An 18558-nucleotide genomic window follows, 5' to 3' on the forward strand; every position below is an offset into this window, starting at 1 on the left:
GTGTAGACTTGCGCCAGGCAGGTGGACCACGCTGCCCCTATCCATCGAAGGAACCGGCAATGAACGAACAAACATCGCGCCTGAATCGGGAACGGCGCTTTCTGGTGCTGCTGGGGGTGATCTGTCTCGCCCTGATCGGTGGCGCTTTGTACATGCAGGTGGTGCTCGGCGAAGCCCCCTGCCCACTGTGCATCCTGCAACGTTATGCCCTGCTGTTCATCGCCGTGTTTGCCTTCATCGCCGCCGCGATGCCCGGGCGGCGCAGCCTGACGTTGTTCGAAGGGCTGGTGGTGCTGAGCGCAATTGGCGGAATCGTTGCGGCCGGCAACCATGTGTATATACTCGCCAACCCCATGGTCAGTTGCGGTATCGATACCCTGCAGCCGATCGTCGACGACCTGCCGCTGGCCAAGCTCTGGCCGCTCGCATTCCAGGTCGACGGTTTCTGCAGCACGCCATACCCGCCGATCCTCGGTTTGTCCCTGGCGCAATGGGCACTGATGGCGTTCGTGCTGACCGCCATCCTGGTTCCGCTGGGCATCTACCGCAATCGGCGCCAGCCTTAGACATAAGTCCCGAATTTGCTGTGGTCTTTTGCACCCACAGAGAAGAGGGAAAAGTCGCCTACCGCTTGATCCAGATCAACCACAAAGCCTTGCGCAATGCGGGTTTGAGGCCTATCAAGCGGGGTGCGACAAACTGTCGCGAAGTTGAATTTTTGACCAGTATTGTTACGTATTCTGTAAAAGACTGTTGCTCAATAAGTCATAGTCAAGGGTTGGCGACCTCACTACAATCGCCCCCAATTTCCGTTCGGCACTGCTTGCGAGTCGCAGGATTGAAGGAAGCCCCAGCGCTTTCTTTTGCTGACTTCGTCAAGTTTCGCCCAGCGGCGATACCGGGCGGATACCCCTCCGCGTTTTCCCGCACCAAATGGACTTGGTCTGAAGTACAGGCCTGTTGCCTACGAAACCATAAGCACCGCTAACACGCTTGAGCCAAGGTCCTGCAGTCGGACCCCAGGCAGGAGCGTATTCGGGCGCGAAATGCCTCACTTGGCAGGACGAAGTGTTGGCTACCAAAACACAAATTGCATTGAAGCAAGCTGATCTAGAGGTCGTGAGATGAGTAAAAAGCGTTACCCCAGACTGTTTGGCATATTGCCCTTTTTAGGCATGCTTTTACTCAGCGGGTGCAACTGGACCCTGCTCGACCCGAAAGGTCAGGTCGGCATTGAGCAAAAGAACCTCATCCTCATCGCTACCGGCCTGATGTTGCTGGTGGTGATCCCGGTCATCATCATGACCGTGGCCTTCGCCTGGAAGTACCGTGCTTCCAACAAGGCTGCCACCTACACCCCGGACTGGTCGCACTCGACCAAGATCGAGGCTGCGGTGTGGATCATCCCGATCCTGATCATCATTGCCCTGGGTTATGTCACCTACAAGTCCACCCACAAGCTGGACCCATACCGTCCGCTGGATTCGGACGTGAAGCCGATCCAGATCGACGTGGTCGCACTGGACTGGAAGTGGCTGTTCATCTACCCGGAGCAGGGCATCGCGACGGTCAACAAGATCAACTTCCCGGCTAACACCCCGGTCAACTTCCGCGTCACCTCCGACGCCGTGATGAACTCGTTCTTCATCCCGGGCCTGGGCGGCCAGATCTACGCCATGGCCGGCATGACCACCAAGTTGCACCTGATCGCCAACGAAAACGGCGTGTTTGACGGTATCAGCGCCAACTACAGCGGTGCTGGCTTCACCGGCATGAAATTCAAGGCTACTGCCACTTCCCAGGAAGACTTCGACAAGTGGGTCGCCGAAGTGAAGCAGTCGCCTCTGAAACTGGGCAAGGCCGAGTACGAAGCACTGGCCAAACCTAGCGAATACAACCCAGTCGCGCTGTACAGCGAGGCGCCAGCGGAGCTGTTCCAGACCATCGTCGACAAGTACGAAGGCATGAACCGCGGCAAGCCGGTCCACGAAGAAGCAGGCAGCAAAGATCTGGCCACCACCACGGGTGTGGAATCGAGTACGCAACCAGCTGCCGGTGCAGAGGAGTAAGAGATGTTCGGTAAATTAAGCCTGGAGGCGATACCCTATCACGAGCCGATAGTCATGGTGACGCTTGCCATGATCGCGCTCGGCGGTATCGCTGTCGTCGGCCTTATCACCTATTTCCGCAAGTGGACCTACTTGTGGACCGAGTGGCTGACCACGGTCGACCACAAGAAAATCGGGGTGATGTACATCATCGTCGCGATGGTCATGCTGCTGCGCGGCTTTGCCGACGCCATCATGATGCGTACCCAGCTGGCTGCTGCTACCGGCGGCTCCGAAGGCTACCTGCCGCCTGAACACTATGACCAGATCTTCACCGCTCACGGTGTGATCATGATCATCTTCATGGCGATGCCGTTCTTCACCGGCCTGATGAACCTTGCGGTTCCTCTGCAGATCGGTGCACGTGACGTTGCCTTCCCGTTCCTGAACTCCCTGAGCTTCTACCTGCTGCTGGCAGGCGTGCTGCTGGTCAACATCTCGCTGGGCGTTGGTGAATTCGCCAAGACCGGCTGGGTTGCCTATCCGCCGCTCGCGGGCATTCAGTACAGCCCTGGGGTGGGTGTCGACTACTACATCTGGGCGCTACAGCTATCCGGATTGGGTACGACGCTAACCGGTGTGAACTTCCTCGTCACCGTGATGAAGATGCGCGCACCAGGCATGAAACTGATGGACATGCCGATCTTCACCTGGACCTGCACCTGGGCCAACGTGCTGATCGTCGCTTCCTTCCCGATCCTGACCGCTGCACTCGCACTGCTGACTGTTGACCGTTATCTGGACTTCCACATTTTCACCAACGAGCTTGGTGGGAACCCGATGATGTACGTCAACCTGTTCTGGGCGTGGGGTCACCCTGAGGTTTACATCCTGATCCTGCCGGCCTTCGGCGTGTTCTCGGAAGTGACTTCGACCTTCTCCGGCAAGCGTCTGTTCGGCCACCACTCGATGATCTATGCATCGGGCGCGATCGCCATCCTGGGCTTTGCCGTATGGCTGCACCACTTCTTCACCATGGGTGCCGGCGCCAGCGTCAACACCTTCTTCGGCCTGGCGACGATGCTGATCTCCATTCCGACGGGTGTGAAGCTGTTCAACTGGCTGTTCACCATGTACCAGGGCCGTGTGCGCTTCACCGCACCGATGATGTGGACCCTGGGCTTCATGATCACCTTCTCCATTGGTGGCATGACCGGCGTTCTGCTGGCTGTTCCAGGTGCTGACTTCGTGCTGCACAACAGCCTGTTCGTTATCGCTCACTTCCACAACGTGATCATCGGTGGTGCGGTATTCGGCTACATTGCCGGCTTCGCCTTCTGGTTCCCGAAAGCCTTCGGCTTCACCCTGAACGAGAAGTGGGGCAAAGCTGCCTTCTGGTTCTGGATCTCGGGCTTCTACGTTGCGTTCATGCCGCTGTATGCCCTGGGCTTCATGGGCATGACCCGTCGTCTGAACCACTCCGACAACCCGCTGTGGGAACCCTACCTGTACGTTGCCGTCGTCGGCGCCGTGCTGATCCTGTTCGGTATCGCTTGCCAGCTGATCCAGATCTACGTTTCGGTCCGCGACCGCAACCAGAACCTGGACGTGACCGGCGACCCATGGGGCGGCCGTACCCTGGAATGGTCGACTTCGTCGCCACCTCCGTTCTACAACTTCGCCCACATGCCTGAGAAAGTTGGCCTGGACTGCTGGCACGAAGCCAAAGAAGCCGGTGTTGCCTACAAGGCACCGGGCAAGTACGAGCCGATCCACATGCCGAGCAACACTGCTACCGGCTTGTTCATGGGCCTGTTCCTGACCGTCTTCGGCTTCGCCTTCATCTGGCACATCTGGTGGCTGGTGGGCGCGAGCCTGGTTGCGACCATCGCTGTCTTCGTTCGCCACGCTGCGCGTGACGACCAGGGCTACATGGTTCCGGCCGAAGAAGTGGCGCGCATCGAAGGCGAGCGCATGAAAGCGCTGGCCAAAGCAGGTGCTCTGCCTGCCGGCGCACGTGTCGAATCGTTTGAGCGGGTGTAATCAATGTCCAGTCAAGTAATCCACGGCGCTGCTCATGGTCACGACCATGGGCACGACGATCACCACCACGACTCGGGCCAGATGACCGTACTCGGTTTCTGGCTGTACCTGATGACCGACTGCATCCTGTTTGCGTCGCTCTTCGCCACCTACGCGGTGCTGTCCGGCAGTTTTGCCGGCGGCCCGTCGGGTCATGACATCTTCCAGCTCGATTTCGTAGCTGTAGAAACGCTGTTCCTGCTGCTGTCCTCGATCACCTTCGGCTTCGCCATGCTGAAGATGTTCGACGGCAAGAAAGCAGGCGTGCTGGGCTGGTTGGCAGTGACCTTCCTGTTCGGTGCTGCGTTCATCGCGATGGAAATCTACGAGTTCCATCACCTGATCGCTGAGGGCTACGGCCCGCAGCGCAGTGGCTTCCTGTCGGGCTTCTTCGCCCTGGTAGGTACCCACGGCCTGCACGTGACCGCCGGCCTGATCTGGATGGCAATCATGATGTACCAGATCAACAAGCACGGCATCACGCCGACCGCCAAGACCCGCATGAGCTGCCTGAGCCTGTTCTGGCACTTCCTGGACGTGGTCTGGATCTGCGTATTCACCGTCGTTTACCTGCTGGGGGTTCTGTAATGGCTAACGCACACGACACTCATCACGAAGGTAACCACGGCAGCGTGAAGTCCTACATGATCGGCTTTGTACTGTCGATCATCCTGACCGCGATCCCGTTCGGCCTGGTGATGTACCCGAGCCTGCCGAAGAACCTGACCGTCCTGATCGTGGTGGCCATGGCCGTCATCCAGGTGGTAGTGCACCTCGTGTACTTCCTGCACATGGACCGCTCGAAAGAGCAGCGTTCCAACGTGTCGACGTTCCTGTTCACCACCATGGTGATTGCACTGCTGGTCGGCCTGTCGCTGTGGATCATGTTCAGCATCCACTACGAAATGATGGCCAAGTGAGGTAAGACTGCATGTCCGTTAAGCACTTTATCCAAATCACCAAACCGGGGATCATTTTCGGTAACGTGCTTTCCGTGGCAGGCGGTTTCTTCCTTGCCTCGAAGGGCCATGTAGACTTCGCCCTGTTCCTGGCGGTGGTCATAGGTACGTCCCTGGTGGTTGCGTCCGGTTGTGTGTTCAACAACTGCATCGACCGCGACATCGATATCAAGATGGAACGTACCAAGAACCGCGTCATGGTCCAGGGCGGCATGTCGCTGACCCTCGCGCTGGTCTACGCCACCCTCCTCGGGGTGGCGGGCTTCAGCCTGCTGTATGTCCAGGCCAACCCGCTGTCGGCGTTCTGTGCGCTGATCGGGTTCATCGTCTACGTCGGTTTCTACAGCCTCTGGCTGAAGCGCAAATCGGTGCACGGCACTTTGGTTGGCAGCCTGTCCGGTGCCATGCCTCCAGTGATCGGCTACTGCGCCGTCAGCAATAGCTTCGACCTGGCGGCAGTGACCCTGTTGGTGATGTTCAGCCTGTGGCAGATGCCGCACAGCTTCGCAATCGCAATCTTCCGCTTCAAGGATTACAGCGCCGCCAACATTCCGGTCCTGCCGGTGGCACGCGGTATTCTTGCGGCCAAGAAGCAGATCGTGCTGTACGTGCTGGCCTTCGTGCTCGCTACCCTGATGCTCACCCTCGGCGGTTACGCCGGCCTCGGCTACCTGGCCGTGGCAGCTGCCATGGGCCTGTACTGGCTGTACATGGCCTGGGGTGGTTACAAGGCCGAGGACGACAGCAAGTGGGCCCGCAAGGTGTTCGGCTTCTCCATCCTCACCGTTACCGCCCTGAGCGTGATGATGGGTGTGGACAGCCAGACCGCTGCGGACGTGCTGATGACCTACGCACGCTGATACAGTCGCCTGTTACACGAAAACCCCGGCCATGTGCCGGGGTTTTTTTATGGGTGCGCCAGGCATGGCGCGTTGCGCGTAAGCGCAACCCGCTTGGCTACGGTGGCCGAGCGGGGTGACTTGGAGGTGAAAGTCCTCTACACACCCGGCAAGGGGAAGTGTTAGCCAGAGGCAAGAGTGTCGCGGGTGACTGCGAATCTGAAGGAAGCCCGAGGCAAACTGCTGGCCTGACGAACAGGAAGCGGATAGAGGCGGCACAGCGGGGTGGGGCGGCCCAAATCGTCGAAGCCCAATACTTGCACGGAACGCTGCGACGTAAATCAGACAGGCATAGCAGGAAGGTCGCGCTAATCACCCTGGGAGATCTACACGTTTGCCACTGTGCAGTGAGGCTTGGCGAGCAACTTCCAGCTCGGCCAGAGCAAGCGTCCACTCAAGGAAACACCGTGTCGGAACCGTGGGCATTGTGGTGTGAGAGTACGGCGGGTGGGAACCCGCTTCCTGCTCGGTCCTGTTGTTCCTGCACGAGCTTTTTAGCGGTAACCCGTTCCATAGCATCTTCAGCTTAGGTCTTCGTGTCAGCACCATTCAGAGTGGGAATGTTCTGAAATTGTCACGGCCGTTCTGCGGAGGGTGGTTCGATGAGTCGCCTCTTAGATGTCCTCTGTGTGAGGTAATTTCGTTCGTTATATCAAACGCTTAGATGTTTTTTGGTTCGGCTGTGCGGTCTCAAGTCGGCGTGTCCAAGGATTAAACATTTTGTTTGAGTTCGAATGAGTCTGGAGAAATCAGGTTGACGCTAGATGTACGGTGCATTATTAATTTCGTCGTACCCCGAACACACGATTAATCTTCGTGCAGCAGTTGCTGTGATGTCGAATATCTAGTCGTGCCGAATCAGATTGGCTGGGCGTGAGCACACTTATGCTGCCCGATGGACTGATTGTCGTTTATTCGATAATTTTTCTGAAAAGTAGCGTGAATAATAAGGCTGCTGCCTTTGACTCTATCTCTCTTATGCAGAGGGAGTAATGCTGGTTGCCGCTAGGCTGAGTGAATACTTGAGCTCGGGGCGGCGTAGCCTAATGATTAGTCCTTAATTTATAGGGTATCTAATAAATGTCTAATTCACGCGTAGCTTGTATCGTAGACGGCCATAGCACCGGCGCCGAACTGGCAAGAGCTCTCAAGGAGTTAGGTTGGTTCTTAGTTCATGTTCAAGCAAGAGAGGAAATCTCAAGTAGCTATGTCAAAAGCTTCGATCCTGCAATATTTGACGTATTGCTTCGAGCGGCTGAAGTAAATTATTTGGATTTGGTTCAGGTGGTTAGGAAATACAATCCTGAGTTTGTAATCTCAGGAAGTGAGCCGGGGGTTGAGTTAGCAGACTTGCTGTCGTCTTCTTTGGGGCTGAAAGGAAATGATCCTGAGAGTAGCCTGAGACGTCGAAATAAATACCTGATGGCGAAGGCGATTTCCGAACATGGATTAGATAGCGCAAAGCAATACATGGTGTCCACCGAGCCTGAACTATTAGATGGGTTCAGAAGAATAAATACGCTGCCGGTCGTCATCAAACCGGTCGACGCTATGGGAAGTGAGGATGTCAGCGTTTGTTTCGATGAGCACGAAGCCTTAGACGCATTCGGCGCTATTCTCGGAAAAAAGAATGTGATCGGAATTGTGAATGAGGCTGTTCTTATTCAAGAGTTTTTGGAAGGTGAGCAGTATGTTGTAAATGCGGTTAGCATCGAAGGCAAGCATCGAATTACCGAGATGTGGCGAGAAAAAAGGTTGAATGTGCGGGGTAGGGGCAACCTATACGATTATGAAACGATGATCCCTTACGAAGGCGAAATTCAAGAGAAGCTTATTGGTTATACGAAAAAAGTGCTGACGGCGTTGGGGATTGAAGAGGGGCCTAGTCATACGGAAATCATATTTACTGCCTGTGGACCAGTCCTGGTTGAAACAGGCGCACGGATGCAGGGCGGGATAATTTCTGAACCTATAATCAAAGCCATTGGTGATAGTCATATGACCATGACCTTGAAAAAGTACCTTGATCCATCGTGGTTTGTAAAAAATATAGACGCACCCTATCGTATGAAAAAAATACCACGTGTTGTAAATTTGATCATGGGGCGATCGGGTGTTGTCAAAGAAAATAATTGCAGAAAACTTCTGGCGACGCTGCCGTCCTTTTATGTGATAGCTCGAACTCCTAGTGTGGGCGACTGTGTTAAGAAAACGGTGGATTTGCCGTCAAAGGTTGGGCATATCTATCTGCTACATAAAGATTTGTCTCAGCTGGAGACTGATTATAGAAAAATTCGAGAGTGGGAAGCTTCTGGTGAGTTAATTGTTCTAAACTAATAGGCGGCGAAATGGAATTATTCAGATGCCAAATTTCAGGTTCGCACTATAGCGATCCGTGTACTTTCGACAAAGAAATTAAAAATATTTTCAATAAGACTTGGCAGTATGTTTGTCATGAGAGCCAATTACTGGCACCCGGTAGCTATGTCACGGCCACGCTGGGCACCGAGCCAATTTTGATTTTAAGGGCCTCCGACGGCAGCCTTCGCTCCTTTCATAATGTCTGCCCACATCGTGGCGCTCGAATGCTAAGCGGCAGTGGAACTTGTAAGGGGATAGTCTGCCCTTACCACTCTTGGAGCTTTACGGAGAGTGGCGCTGTGAATCATATCCCTAAGAAACAATGGTTTGAGCATCTGGACATTGAGGGCCTTCATTTGAAATCCGCTTCCGTAGAAGTATGGAGGGGGTTGGTATTTGCCAGCGGGGTTGAAAATGCAGAACCTCTTAACCATTGGCTTGAGGGCTATACCGAGTACTTAGAAGGCTATGAATTTGCTTACGAGGAGATGCGACAAGTCGCTCATTTTACGTTTGACGAGAATGTGAACTGGAAGATCCTAGTAGAGAACTACGTCGAGGACTATCATTTTGCGTACGTTCATCCTAAGACTCTGGGCGCGTTTGACTTTAGTGGTGTTAGGACAATCCCGTGTGGGCCCCATATTCAGATTCCCATGCCATACAGAGACACGCCTCCGACTGAACATTCAAAGTACCTATGGGAGCCTGGTGGTGTCTCACGTCAAGGTTATATTTTTCCACTTCTAACGGTTCAGCCCGCTCGAAACCATATGTCGTTATTTATCTTCAAGCCGATAAGTGCGACTCGCACGATTATTGAGATTCCTGTTTTTCAGACAGCATTTCAGCAGAAAAACTTCCCAGTTGATGCGGAAGTTTTGAAGCGTGATATTTTTAATGATATGGAAGAGGATTTTGTCGTTTGCAGGGACTTGCAAGTCAATACTAAGTCTAGTCAATTCTCAATCAATGCTGTTGCGGGTGAGCATGAATTAGGAGTGAAGCATTTTCAGAAAACATGGTGTTCTTTCATGGATGAAAACATCAAATAGGATTAAGAGGCTTTTATGAATAAACCAGATCTCAACAAAAGAGTGGTTGTGACCGGGGGGGCTTCGGGTATCGGTCTAGCAATGGCCAAGACGTTCGCAAAAGCGGGCTGTCGCGTAGCGATAATTGATAAGGTTTTAATACCTGAAGATGTAAGGCGAACCGAGTTTAGGGATATAGAGGTTTTTGTGACTGCTGACATTACGGTAGAGTCTGACCGAAGGTTGGCGTTAACAGAAATTCTTGGACAGTTCAACGGCATGGACGTGCTGTTGAATAATGCTGGTGTGAGCCTCCGTGAGCCTGCTCTCGCGGTAACCTCTGCTAGTTGGGATGCGGTAATGGAGGTCAATATTAAAGCTGCTTTTTTTATGGCCCAAGAGTGTGCTTTGGTTATGCTGAGTCAAAGTACTGATTCTGTAATCATAAATACCGCATCAGTGAGCGGAATGGTTGCCATGCCAAACTACATAAGCTACAACATAAGCAAGGCCGGCGTTATCGAAATGACCAAATGCCTCGCTCTAGAGTTGGCGCCACAGATTAGAGTGAATGCAATAAGTCCAGGTTATATATTAACGCCGATGCAGAGGTCAGAGTATACAGAAGAGCAGATTTCAGCTTGTGCTGACAAGATCCCACTTAGGCGGCTGGGTGAACCGCAAGAAATTGCTGATCTAGCGCTTTTTTTATCATCGCCAAATGCAAAGTTTGCCACTGGTCATAACTTTGTAGTTGACGGTGGAGAAACGGTCGGAGGTTTAGCTAGCGCATGAATATAAGATGCTTGGAAGTGGTACACACCTCGGATAAAACGGTGTTGACTAAATTCATAGACTTAGGTGTTCCCGTCGTCATAAATGGTCTTGCTGAAAACTGGGCGGGAGTTAAATGGAATTTTGATTCCCTCAAAGAGCGCATCGGGGATAAAGAAGTCAAGGCTTTGACTAACTTACCTGCCACAGGCGGAGAATTAGATGGCGGACATGAACGTTACGAGAGAATAATGAGTTTCGAAAGTTTTGTCGACCTGGCGCATGATGAACACGCTAAGCCTTGCTATTTAGGGTATGTCCGCTCGAATGAGCTTTTTGATGATATTGATTCATTTTTTTTATTTGGAAAAATAACTGATCAGTATTCTGGTGGTTCTGATACGAGGTTTTGGATTGGGTCGAAAGGAACCTGCTCAGGACTTCATTCCGATCTAAAAGATAATTTATTTTTACAGGTACATGGGTTCAAGACAGTTTACTTAGTGCCGTTTGAAGATACGCCCTATGTGTATCCATATGTAGATAATATTGTAAACAGTCGCATAGATTGTGAGAGCTTCTTACCTTCTGATTTTCCCCAGTTTATGAAGGCGAGAGTGTACAGGGTTACGGTTTCTCCTGGGGATATGATGTTCATTCCAAAGGGGTGGTGGCATTACCTAAGGTCTTGCACACCCTCAATATCGGTGAATCATTGGTTTGGTCAGCCAGTTCTGGGCAGTGATTATTGCAAAATGCTAGTGCGTTTGGGGCCAAGGTACGTTACTCGAACGTTAAGAGATATGCTCGTTTATTCAATTATGGGTCGAAAGTACCCAAAAGAATTCTTCTTTACACCACAGTCTACGGGAGAGCGTCTTTTCAACTACCTGACAAGCGGAGATTTTTCGAAGGAAAACGATCCAGTAAGTTTTTAGTGTGGAGTAATAGAGGGTGGTATATGAATGGAGGTAAGATTGTTCGGGTGAGCTCTCATAACGAATGGGATCCTCTAGAGGAGGTTATAGTTGGGGTTATGCAGGGCGCCGCAGTTCCAAAGTGGGACATAATGCTTGAGGCTACTATGCCAGAGGACAGTAAGGAGTTCTTTATTCGCCATGTTGGCAATAGATTACCGCAATCCCATTATGATGCTGCATGTGCAGAGCTTGATGGATTAGCGGAAGTAATTGCGAGTCGAGGAATTGAAGTCACGCGTCCAGATAGGCTCGAGCAAGCCAGACCATTTAGTACGCCCAACTGGAGTGCTCCAAGCGGGCTATACGCTGCTATGCCCAGAGACATCCTTCTAGTAGTAGGAGACACTATAATCGAGTCACCTATGTCGTGGCGTTCAAGGTATTTCGAAATTGAAGCCTATCGTCCTTTGCTCAAAGACTATTTTAACCACGGTGCCAAGTGGATTAGTGCGCCCAAGCCTCAGCTCCTGGATGAATTATATCAATGGGATTACGATAAGATAGATCCATTGAGTAATAATAAATTCGTGGTCAATGAATTTGAACCCGTATTTGATGCGGCAGACTTCATCAAGTGTGGCTACGATATTTTTGCTCAGCTTAGTCACGTAACAAATGCTATGGGTATCGAATGGGTAAGGCGCCATATTGATAGCAAGTATAAAATCCATGTAATAAAGCCGGTGGACTCGGCGCCGATGCATATTGACGCAACTTTCATGCCTCTGGCTCCAGGCAAAATTCTTTTGAATCCGGAACGCATGCCAGTCGTGCCCGAAGTACTTAAAGGCTGGGATATTAAATATGCTCCTAAGTCTACCATTCCAGACAGCCATGCTATGTATATGTCCAGTACCTGGACGAGCATGAATGTATTGATGCTTGACCCGAAGACAGTCGTGGTCGAGGAGCAAGAGGCTCCGCTGATTGAAATGTTGGCGGATTGGGGATTTGAGGTGGTTCCGGTGCCATTTCGGAATGTCATGAGGTTTGGAGGAGCATTTCATTGTGTGACATGCGACGTGCGTAGGAGAGGTGATTTGCTGTCATATTTTAATTAACCTTTGTCGCCCCCTCTATCCCATAGAGGGGCATTGGTATTGATTATGAATGCTCCGATATTATATCTGGCTTTATCTACATTGATTAACTCTGCCGGTACTACATTGTTTGTTTCAGCTTTGGCTTTGAGCTTGTTCAGTATGGATTCTTCAGCGGTCAAGGCTTCAGGCGTCTACATCGCGCAGTTTCTACCGGCAATTTTCTTCTTGCCGTTAGCAGTTAAGATATGTGACAGCTATGCTGTGCGTACTGGTTTGATTTCTGTTGAAGTCGTATCTGCTCTCATTACAGTCCTGATGGGGTTGTGTATTCAGGCTGATTGGCTAACACCTCTTTATCTGATATTAGCCGTACGAGGGTTTATAGAGCTGACAACGAAAACATTCAGAAGCATAGGTGTTAAGATCTTTGCTGATCCTGTTAGTCTTGACAAAGCCAATAACCTTGTCATGGGTGGCAGCTTCATTGGGCAAGCGTTGGGTGCTCTTGCCGGTTTTTTTTTGGTATCTCATATTTCTCTTATGCATATAGCTATTGTAAATGGATTTACTTATTTTCTATCAGCGCTTTGCTGCCTAAAGTTAGCCTTAGTTAATGTTAAAAGGGAGTCGCGTTCGTTTGTATTTCACTCTGGTTGGGCAGGGCTTGCAGAGATTAGGCAAAATAAAGATCTTATGGTTTATTTCATGTATTTCTCGCTTGTTGTAATTGTTTTCCAGTCCTACAATCAAGTTGCGCGCACATGGATTCCTCTAGCATGGCTTGATTTGGGATTGGGGAAAGGCATTATTGGGGAAGTTATTGGTTGCATGGGGATTATTGCAGGGCTTTTGATTGTAAATTTTTTCTTGTCAAGGTCAAAACAACCTAAAAGGTTGGCTTTCTTGTCGATATTTATCACTTGCTTATTTGTAAGTACGCCTTTTGTAACAGTCAGCCCGGTAGTATCACTCACTCTCTATTTCGTTTATATGGTTTTGTTTGAGATTGGGTTGATGGTTTCTATGAACGGCTTGCTCGCCGTCTGTCCACAGCACAAAGTGGCTTCGGTCATGGGGCTGTTTTACGGACTCTCTTTTGGAGGGTTGACTATTTCGGGTTTGTCAATGGCACTTGCTGCGGACCATTATAGGCTGCCTACTGTCTCTTTGGTGTTATCTGTTGTTGCCTTAATTGTGCTATTTGGTATTTCCTACCTTTCAATTTTTTCAAATACCAAAGTTGAGACAGTTGGTTCTGAATTCGAAAAATAGCTGAGGGCGTGCTTGCATACTACAGGCAAGCATCAGGGGGTCTAGCGTTCGACGGCTACTGCGGATCTGGTGATCTGGCTGCTGTCCAATGGAGACTTGGATATATCAGGCAATAAACCTAAAAAAAAAGTAAAAACAGGAAATTGCCCTTTACAGGTATCCTGTTTCGGCATTATCTTCTGATCCAGGCCGCCACATCGGCCAGCGTCGCTCGGACGGTTCCGGGCGCTTACGTACTCAGAGGAAACCATGGCCGACCAAGGTTCGCCGCGCCGCTTTGCGCGCATCGATCGTCTCCCCCCTACGTCTTCAACATCACTGCCGAGCTCAAGATGGCTGCCCGCCGCCGTGGCGAGGACATCATCGACCTGAGCATGGGCAACCCCGATGGCGCTACCCCGCCGCACATCGTCGAGAAGCTGGTGCAAGTCGCCCAGCGTGATGACACCCATGGCTACTCAACCTCTCGCGGCATCCCGCGGCTGCGCCGTGCCATTTCCAACTGGTACAAGGAGCGCTATGAGGTCGACATCGACCCGGAAAGCGAAGCCATCGTCACCATCGGCTCCAAAGAGGGCCTGGCGCACCTGATGCTCGGTACCCTCGACCATGGTGACACCGTGCTGGTGCCCAACCCGAGCTACCCGATCCACATCTACGGCGCAGTGATCGCCGGTGCCCAGGTGCGTTCGGTGCCGCTGGTGCCCGGTGTCGACTTCTTCAATGAACTCGAGCGCGCGATCCGCGAGTCCATCCCCAAGCCGAAGATGATGATCCTCGGCTTCCCGTCCAACCCTACTGCCCAATGCGTGGAGCTGGACTTCTTCGAGCGCGTGGTGGCCTTGGCCAAGCAGTATGACGTGCTGGTGGTGCACGACCTGGCCTACGCCGATATCGTCTACGACGGCTGGAAGGCACCGTCGATCATGCAGGTACCGGGTGCCAAGGACATTGCCGTGGAGTTTTTCACGCTGTCCAAGAGCTACAACATGGCCGGCTGGCGGATCGGTTTCATGGTCGGCAACCCTGAGCTGGTCAGCGCCCTGGCGCGAATCAAGAGCTACCACGACTACGGCACTTTCACCCCCTTGCAGGTCGCGGCGATCGCGGCGCTCGAAGGTGACCAGCAGTGTGTGCGCGACATCGCCGAGCAGTACCGCCAGCGCCGCAACCTGTTGGTCAAAGGCCTGCACGAGCTGGGCTGGATGGTCGAGAACCCCAAGGCGTCGATGTATGTCTGGGCCAAGATACCCGAGCAGTACGCCCACCTGGGGTCGTTGGAATTTGCCAAGAAGCTGCTGGCTGAAGCCAAGGTGTGTGTCTCGCCGGGCATCGGTTTTGGCGATTACGGTGATGACCACGTGCGCTTCGCCCTGATCGAAAACCAGGACCGGATTCGCCAGGCGATACGGGGCATCCGGCAGATGTTCCGGGCTGATGGCCTGAGCCGCAAATAGTGCAGTTTCAGGGGCCGCCATGCGGCCCCTGATGTTTGCCGGATCGACGGCAAACTATTTTTCGTTGCCCCTCTTCTCAGCCGACCTGGCTTCGATTACAAATGGCGCCGCGGGCCAGCCCCGATAACAATAACCTTCCCCTTCCGTGCCATCATGTCCGAATACAACCCTTGCCTTGACTGCGGCGCCTGCTGCGGGTACTTCCGTGTGTCCTTCTTCTGGGGCGAATGCCAGTCAGCCGGTGGCGTTGTGCCCGATGACCTGGTGGTGCAGATCAACCCGACCCGGGTAGCCATGATCGGCACCGATGCCAAGCCTTGCCGCTGCGTCAGCCTCAAGGGCGAGATCGGCACCGAGGTGGCGTGCACCATTTACGCCAACCGTTCCAGCCCTTGCCGTGAGTTCGAAGCGTCGTGGGAGGGTGGCGTACACAACCCCAGTTGCGACGAGTGCGATCCATGAACCCCTCCTATCACATGATGGGGCAGCAGGTTACCGTGGCATCTCTGGCGAGCAGTTCCACGGCAGAAGAGCTTCGTAGTCGGCCACCGACGATGCATACGGCAGGTGCTCAAGTACGTGGCGCAGCCACGTATAGGGCTCCTGGCCGTTGACCTTGGCGGTCTCAACCAAGCTGTAGATCTTTGCGCTGGCACTGGCGCCGTTCACGGTGTCGCTGAACAGCCAAGCCTTGCGCCCGATGACAAATGGCTTGATCGCACGCTCCGCAAGGTTGTTGTCGATCGGCAAATGGCCGGCCTCGACATAGCGTTCCAACCGACTCCAGTTGTTAGCCAGATAGTGCACGGCCTTGCCCAGCACACTTTGCGGTGTGACCTGGGAGTACGTCTTGTCCAGCCAGCTTTTCAATTGGCCGAGGATCGGCAGGCTTCGTTCCTGGCGACCGATGAACCGCTGCTCATCGCTGACATCCTTGAGTTCACGCTCGATGCCATACAGCTTGTTGATCATCGCCAGCGCCACATCGGCACGTCCCGTCTTGCCTTTGGGCTGCATCTTTTGCGCCTCGACAAACTTGCGGCGTGCATGAACCATGCACGCCAACCGTTCGACACCGGGCTGTAATGCCAACGCGTTGTAACCGGCGTAATCATCGGTCATGACATAACCGCGATAGCCCTCCAGCAGGCGCAACGGTATCTCCTGCGCACGGCTGGTGGTGTAGTCGAACAACACGACTTGTCGATCAGGTGGCCCGCTGGCCTGCACCCACATCCAGGACTGGCTGGTCGGGTCGCGATCCGGTTCCTTGAGCACCTGCACCCGCGTTTCATCGCAGTGAATCACCGGGCTTTCCAACAACCGCTCACGCATCAGATTCAGCAGCGGCTGGAAGTGTTCGCTGCACTGGATTACCCAGCGGGCCAAGGTTTGCCGGGGGATTTCGATGCCATGCCGGGACAGTACGCTTTCAAAACGGTGTAGCGGCAGACCATCGACATACTTGGTGGTCAGCAGCATGGCCAGCACGCTGGGGCTGGCCATGCTCTTTTCGATCAACTGGGCTGGCTTGTCAGCGGTAACCGGCGCGGTTTCGCAGCCCCGGCACCCGTAAACCTTGCGCACGTGTTTGAGTACGCGGATCTGCATCGGCACGATGTCGAGCTGCTCGCTGGTTTCCTCGCCAATGACATGCTTGCGGCAACCACAGGCGCAGGTCAGTTCGTGCTCGGGCAGGTCGTGGATGACTTCGACCCGAGGCAGATCGGCCGACAGTGGTTTGCGTTTGCCGCGACGTTTGGCAGGCGCAACGACTTCTTCGTCGGCATCGTCAACCACCGCCAGTAGCGGGTCGCTTTCGGGTTCGTTGAACATCGCCAGTTGCGGCGTGTTGGGATCGACAGTTTGCTCAGACTTACGGCCAAAGAAACGGTCACGCCATAACTTGATCTGCTCTTTCAGGTCGTCGATGTGTGTCGTATAAGCCTCCTTGACCTCCTGCTCGCGCACACGGGCAGCCGATTGCTCACACGCACGAGCAGCGTAACTCTCAAGCAGCATTTGCTTGAGCAGAACAGGGTCATCCGGGAGGTTGTCGGGCACTGAAATCATGGCCCGGATTATACCGGGTCAGGCGACGAAACGGGGCGTCAGAACCTGATGCGGACGGTTGCGCCAGAGGTCGAAACCGTCGAGTAGCCAGTTCAGTTCTTGGACGGTCAGGACAATCGCTTCGTCGCTGGCGTCGGGGGAGGTTTTGAAACGTTCGGCTTCGAGGCGTTTGAGCCAAAGACAGAAGCCGTTGCGCTCCCAATACAACACCTTGATGCGATTGCGAGCTTTATTGAGGAAAACGAACAGTACGGGGTCGAACACGGCGACCTTGATATCCAACTCGACCAGCGCGGTGAGGCCGTCGATGGACTTTCGGAAGTCTACGGGCTTGGGATAGAGGTAAACCTTTTCGACTTTGCTGTCGGGTCGCATCATGGCGGGCGGGCTCCAGAAAGAAATCGGGAGCGCAGCATCGGGCATCAGGTAGTCGCTTGGAATGTGGGCTTCATGGAGCGGATACGTTGCGACGATGCACGTGCTGCTTATGGTTTGCCGCCGCTGACGCCACCGGGGGCCAACGAGCCGCATTGGCCGGATGACGGGGCTGAAGTGGCTTGACCACCGCCGACACGGTCATCGTAGGAGCGGCCTTGTGTCGCGAAAGGGTGCGAAGCGCCCTCAGGATTTTAGCGTCGCCACAGGTATCGCTGGGGCCGCTTTGCGGCCCTTTCGCGACTACAACAATCGCATCGCCAGTCATGTGTAAGAAGTTTCTGAACCTGAAACCAAATGCTTCAGAAAGACGGGCTTGGCGAATTATCCTACGATGCGTGTCGGATGCCGCCTGATAGGCGGGGAAGGACTACAGCGATAACTTCACGGTTCGTCCATATGGCGAGCGAGTGTGAGAACTCGTTGTTGGTAGTCGGCCGTTTTTATGGCAGCTGTGCGCGTGCAGGCTTAGGCCTGACCGTGGTGACTCCAACACGGGCTTCTCACCTCGCGCACGGCTGCCACCCCAATCTGTGAGAAGGACCAGGGTGGTTGCTCCTAGAAATGTCATTGGAGTTCACCATGAAAAAAATCGTACCCGATCCACCCGACAGCTTCCCCATTCCCTACATCTCGATAATCGCCGACCTTTCCCTTGAAGACGCCAAGGCCCATGCCGCCGCGCTAATGGACAGCCTTTCGCGCACCATCGAGCTGTACCTCAGCACCGTGGGCGAAGACCAACGCAAGGTGGTGCTGGATAACATGGGCATCCACACCGAGCTCCTGCGGGCCCTTTTCGGCCATATGAGCACGTTGGAGAGGGCGCATGAGTGATGACCTGAAAGCGCGAACCACGGTTGGCCAAGAGACGTTTCTCGATCTGTATGCCATCCAGCCGGGAGTGCCGCTCGATCACGCGTTTGACGAACTTTCCGTTCTGCTTGGGTGCATTCGGCACTTGAGTGAGGAAGCCGAGATGGAGGGCAACCTCGTTGCCGGCAGCGCCGCGCGCATTCTAAGTGCCATGGCCAAGGCGCTGATCAATGACATGGAAATGGGCTTGAACCGCGGGGCCTGAAGCGTGTTCGCCCAGCGCATTTGAGATCGAGCGCCGCCCGCGCGGCGCTCAGTCTTCAAT

General features: G+C 53.5%; 17 protein-coding genes and 2 pseudogenes. 17 read left to right on the forward strand and 2 right to left on the reverse strand.

All coding sequences use genetic code 11. The annotated features are described in order from the left end of the window. Positions 1-59 precede the first annotated feature (59 nt). From ACMGGN_RS00975 to ACMGGN_RS01040, 14 genes and pseudogenes are all read left to right on the forward strand, one after another. Entirely contained in the window at positions 60-566 is a 507-nt protein-coding gene (locus ACMGGN_RS00975; RefSeq protein ID WP_039601973.1) for a disulfide bond formation protein B, read from the forward strand. Positions 567-1124: 558 nt separating this feature from the next. Next, positions 1125-2069, forward strand: a complete 945-nt coding sequence (gene cyoA, locus ACMGGN_RS00980) for a ubiquinol oxidase subunit II (RefSeq protein WP_012316183.1) — start codon at positions 1125-1127, stop codon at positions 2067-2069. Between the two features lie 3 nt (positions 2070-2072). Next, positions 2073-4091: a cytochrome o ubiquinol oxidase subunit I gene (cyoB, locus tag ACMGGN_RS00985; protein ID WP_115273905.1), complete on the forward strand. Its 2019-nt coding sequence runs from the start codon at positions 2073-2075 to the stop codon at positions 4089-4091. Positions 4092-4094: 3 nt separating this feature from the next. Then, entirely contained in the window at positions 4095-4718 is a 624-nt protein-coding gene (cyoC, locus tag ACMGGN_RS00990; protein WP_012316181.1) for a cytochrome o ubiquinol oxidase subunit III, read from the forward strand. Then, positions 4718-5050 carry a cytochrome o ubiquinol oxidase subunit IV gene (gene cyoD, locus ACMGGN_RS00995; protein WP_012316180.1) on the forward strand — a complete coding sequence of 111 codons (333 nt, stop codon included), beginning with the start codon at positions 4718-4720 and terminating at the stop codon, positions 5048-5050. The genes cyoC and cyoD overlap by 1 nt, the downstream gene beginning before the upstream one ends. Positions 5051-5061: 11 nt before the next feature. Then, positions 5062-5949, forward strand: coding sequence for a heme o synthase (cyoE, locus tag ACMGGN_RS01000; RefSeq protein ID WP_012316179.1), 888 nt, complete (start codon positions 5062-5064; stop codon positions 5947-5949). A 1119-nt stretch (positions 5950-7068) separates the two neighbouring features. Continuing rightward, the gene (locus ACMGGN_RS01005) at positions 7069-8325 is read left to right on the forward strand and encodes an ATP-grasp domain-containing protein (RefSeq protein ID WP_414156390.1); all 1257 of its coding nucleotides are present in this window, start codon (positions 7069-7071) and stop codon (positions 8323-8325) included. Between the two features lie 11 nt (positions 8326-8336). Continuing rightward, a complete protein-coding gene (locus tag ACMGGN_RS01010; protein WP_414156391.1) occupies positions 8337-9404 on the forward strand; it encodes an aromatic ring-hydroxylating oxygenase subunit alpha in 1068 nt (355 codons plus the stop codon). Positions 9405-9419: 15 nt separating this feature from the next. Next, positions 9420-10178, forward strand: a complete 759-nt coding sequence (locus ACMGGN_RS01015; RefSeq protein ID WP_414156392.1) for an SDR family NAD(P)-dependent oxidoreductase — start codon at positions 9420-9422, stop codon at positions 10176-10178. A gap of 41 nt (positions 10179-10219) precedes the next feature. Continuing rightward, positions 10220-11095 (forward strand): cupin-like domain-containing protein, encoded by an 876-nt coding sequence (locus ACMGGN_RS01020; protein ID WP_414156393.1) that lies wholly within the window; start codon positions 10220-10222, stop codon positions 11093-11095. A 131-nt stretch (positions 11096-11226) separates the two neighbouring features. Continuing rightward, the gene (locus ACMGGN_RS01025) at positions 11227-12198 is read left to right on the forward strand and encodes an amidinotransferase (RefSeq protein WP_414156394.1); all 972 of its coding nucleotides are present in this window, start codon (positions 11227-11229) and stop codon (positions 12196-12198) included. A 45-nt stretch (positions 12199-12243) separates the two neighbouring features. Continuing rightward, a complete protein-coding gene (locus tag ACMGGN_RS01030) occupies positions 12244-13452 on the forward strand; it encodes an MFS transporter (RefSeq protein ID WP_414156395.1) in 1209 nt (402 codons plus the stop codon). 249 nt (positions 13453-13701) lie between these two features. Further along, positions 13702-14909: pseudogene (alaC, locus tag ACMGGN_RS01035) on the forward strand (alanine transaminase). 153 nt (positions 14910-15062) lie between these two features. Continuing rightward, positions 15063-15371: a YkgJ family cysteine cluster protein gene (locus ACMGGN_RS01040; protein ID WP_414156396.1), complete on the forward strand. Its 309-nt coding sequence runs from the start codon at positions 15063-15065 to the stop codon at positions 15369-15371. 30 nt (positions 15372-15401) lie between these two features. On the opposite strand, the gene tnpC is transcribed toward ACMGGN_RS01040, so the two are convergent. Next, positions 15402-16982 carry an IS66 family transposase gene (tnpC, locus tag ACMGGN_RS01045; RefSeq protein WP_414156366.1) on the reverse strand — a complete coding sequence of 527 codons (1581 nt, stop codon included), beginning with the start codon at positions 16980-16982 and terminating at the stop codon, positions 15402-15404. 18 nt (positions 16983-17000) lie between these two features. Then, positions 17001-17360, reverse strand: coding sequence for an IS66 family insertion sequence element accessory protein TnpB (gene tnpB / locus ACMGGN_RS01050; protein ID WP_033697337.1), 360 nt, complete (start codon positions 17358-17360; stop codon positions 17001-17003). Between the two features lie 87 nt (positions 17361-17447). Between tnpB and ACMGGN_RS01055 the strand changes: the two are divergent. The 3 genes and pseudogenes from ACMGGN_RS01055 to ACMGGN_RS01065 all read left to right on the forward strand — a co-directional run. Further along, a pseudogene (locus ACMGGN_RS01055) lies at positions 17448-17543 on the forward strand (YkgJ family cysteine cluster protein); the annotation flags it as partial. Positions 17544-17999: 456 nt separating this feature from the next. Beyond that, entirely contained in the window at positions 18000-18254 is a 255-nt protein-coding gene (locus tag ACMGGN_RS01060) for a hypothetical protein (protein ID WP_125923423.1), read from the forward strand. Continuing rightward, positions 18247-18498 carry a DUF3077 domain-containing protein gene (locus ACMGGN_RS01065; RefSeq protein ID WP_012316175.1) on the forward strand — a complete coding sequence of 84 codons (252 nt, stop codon included), beginning with the start codon at positions 18247-18249 and terminating at the stop codon, positions 18496-18498. Before ACMGGN_RS01060 ends, ACMGGN_RS01065 begins: the two co-directional genes overlap by 8 nt. Positions 18499-18558: the final 60 nt, after the last annotated feature.

This window comes from Pseudomonas sp. BNK-30 (genome assembly GCF_047456185.1).
GTDB classification, from domain to species: domain Bacteria; phylum Pseudomonadota; class Gammaproteobacteria; order Pseudomonadales; family Pseudomonadaceae; genus Aquipseudomonas; species Aquipseudomonas putida_E.

Bases quoted from the DNA above. Each gene is read 5' to 3' on its own strand.
- ACMGGN_RS00975 (WP_039601973.1), top strand. From the start codon at position 60: ATGAACGAACAAACATCGCGCCTGAATCGGGAACGGCGCTTTCTGGTG.
- cyoA (WP_012316183.1), top strand. From the start codon at position 1,125: ATGAGTAAAAAGCGTTACCCCAGACTGTTTGGCATATTGCCCTTTTTA.
- cyoB (WP_115273905.1), top strand. From the start codon at position 2,073: ATGTTCGGTAAATTAAGCCTGGAGGCGATACCCTATCACGAGCCGATA.
- cyoC (WP_012316181.1), top strand. From the start codon at position 4,095: ATGTCCAGTCAAGTAATCCACGGCGCTGCTCATGGTCACGACCATGGG.
- cyoD (WP_012316180.1), top strand. From the start codon at position 4,718: ATGGCTAACGCACACGACACTCATCACGAAGGTAACCACGGCAGCGTG.
- cyoE (WP_012316179.1), top strand. From the start codon at position 5,062: ATGTCCGTTAAGCACTTTATCCAAATCACCAAACCGGGGATCATTTTC.
- ACMGGN_RS01005 (WP_414156390.1), top strand. From the start codon at position 7,069: ATGTCTAATTCACGCGTAGCTTGTATCGTAGACGGCCATAGCACCGGC.
- ACMGGN_RS01010 (WP_414156391.1), top strand. From the start codon at position 8,337: ATGGAATTATTCAGATGCCAAATTTCAGGTTCGCACTATAGCGATCCG.
- ACMGGN_RS01015 (WP_414156392.1), top strand. From the start codon at position 9,420: ATGAATAAACCAGATCTCAACAAAAGAGTGGTTGTGACCGGGGGGGCT.
- ACMGGN_RS01025 (WP_414156394.1), top strand. From the start codon at position 11,227: ATGCTTGAGGCTACTATGCCAGAGGACAGTAAGGAGTTCTTTATTCGC.
- ACMGGN_RS01030 (WP_414156395.1), top strand. From the start codon at position 12,244: ATGAATGCTCCGATATTATATCTGGCTTTATCTACATTGATTAACTCT.
- ACMGGN_RS01040 (WP_414156396.1), top strand. From the start codon at position 15,063: ATGTCCGAATACAACCCTTGCCTTGACTGCGGCGCCTGCTGCGGGTAC.
- tnpC (WP_414156366.1), bottom strand. From the start codon at position 16,982: ATGATTTCAGTGCCCGACAACCTCCCGGATGACCCTGTTCTGCTCAAG.
- tnpB (WP_033697337.1), bottom strand. From the start codon at position 17,360: ATGATGCGACCCGACAGCAAAGTCGAAAAGGTTTACCTCTATCCCAAG.
- ACMGGN_RS01060 (WP_125923423.1), top strand. From the start codon at position 18,000: ATGAAAAAAATCGTACCCGATCCACCCGACAGCTTCCCCATTCCCTAC.
- ACMGGN_RS01065 (WP_012316175.1), top strand. From the start codon at position 18,247: ATGAGTGATGACCTGAAAGCGCGAACCACGGTTGGCCAAGAGACGTTT.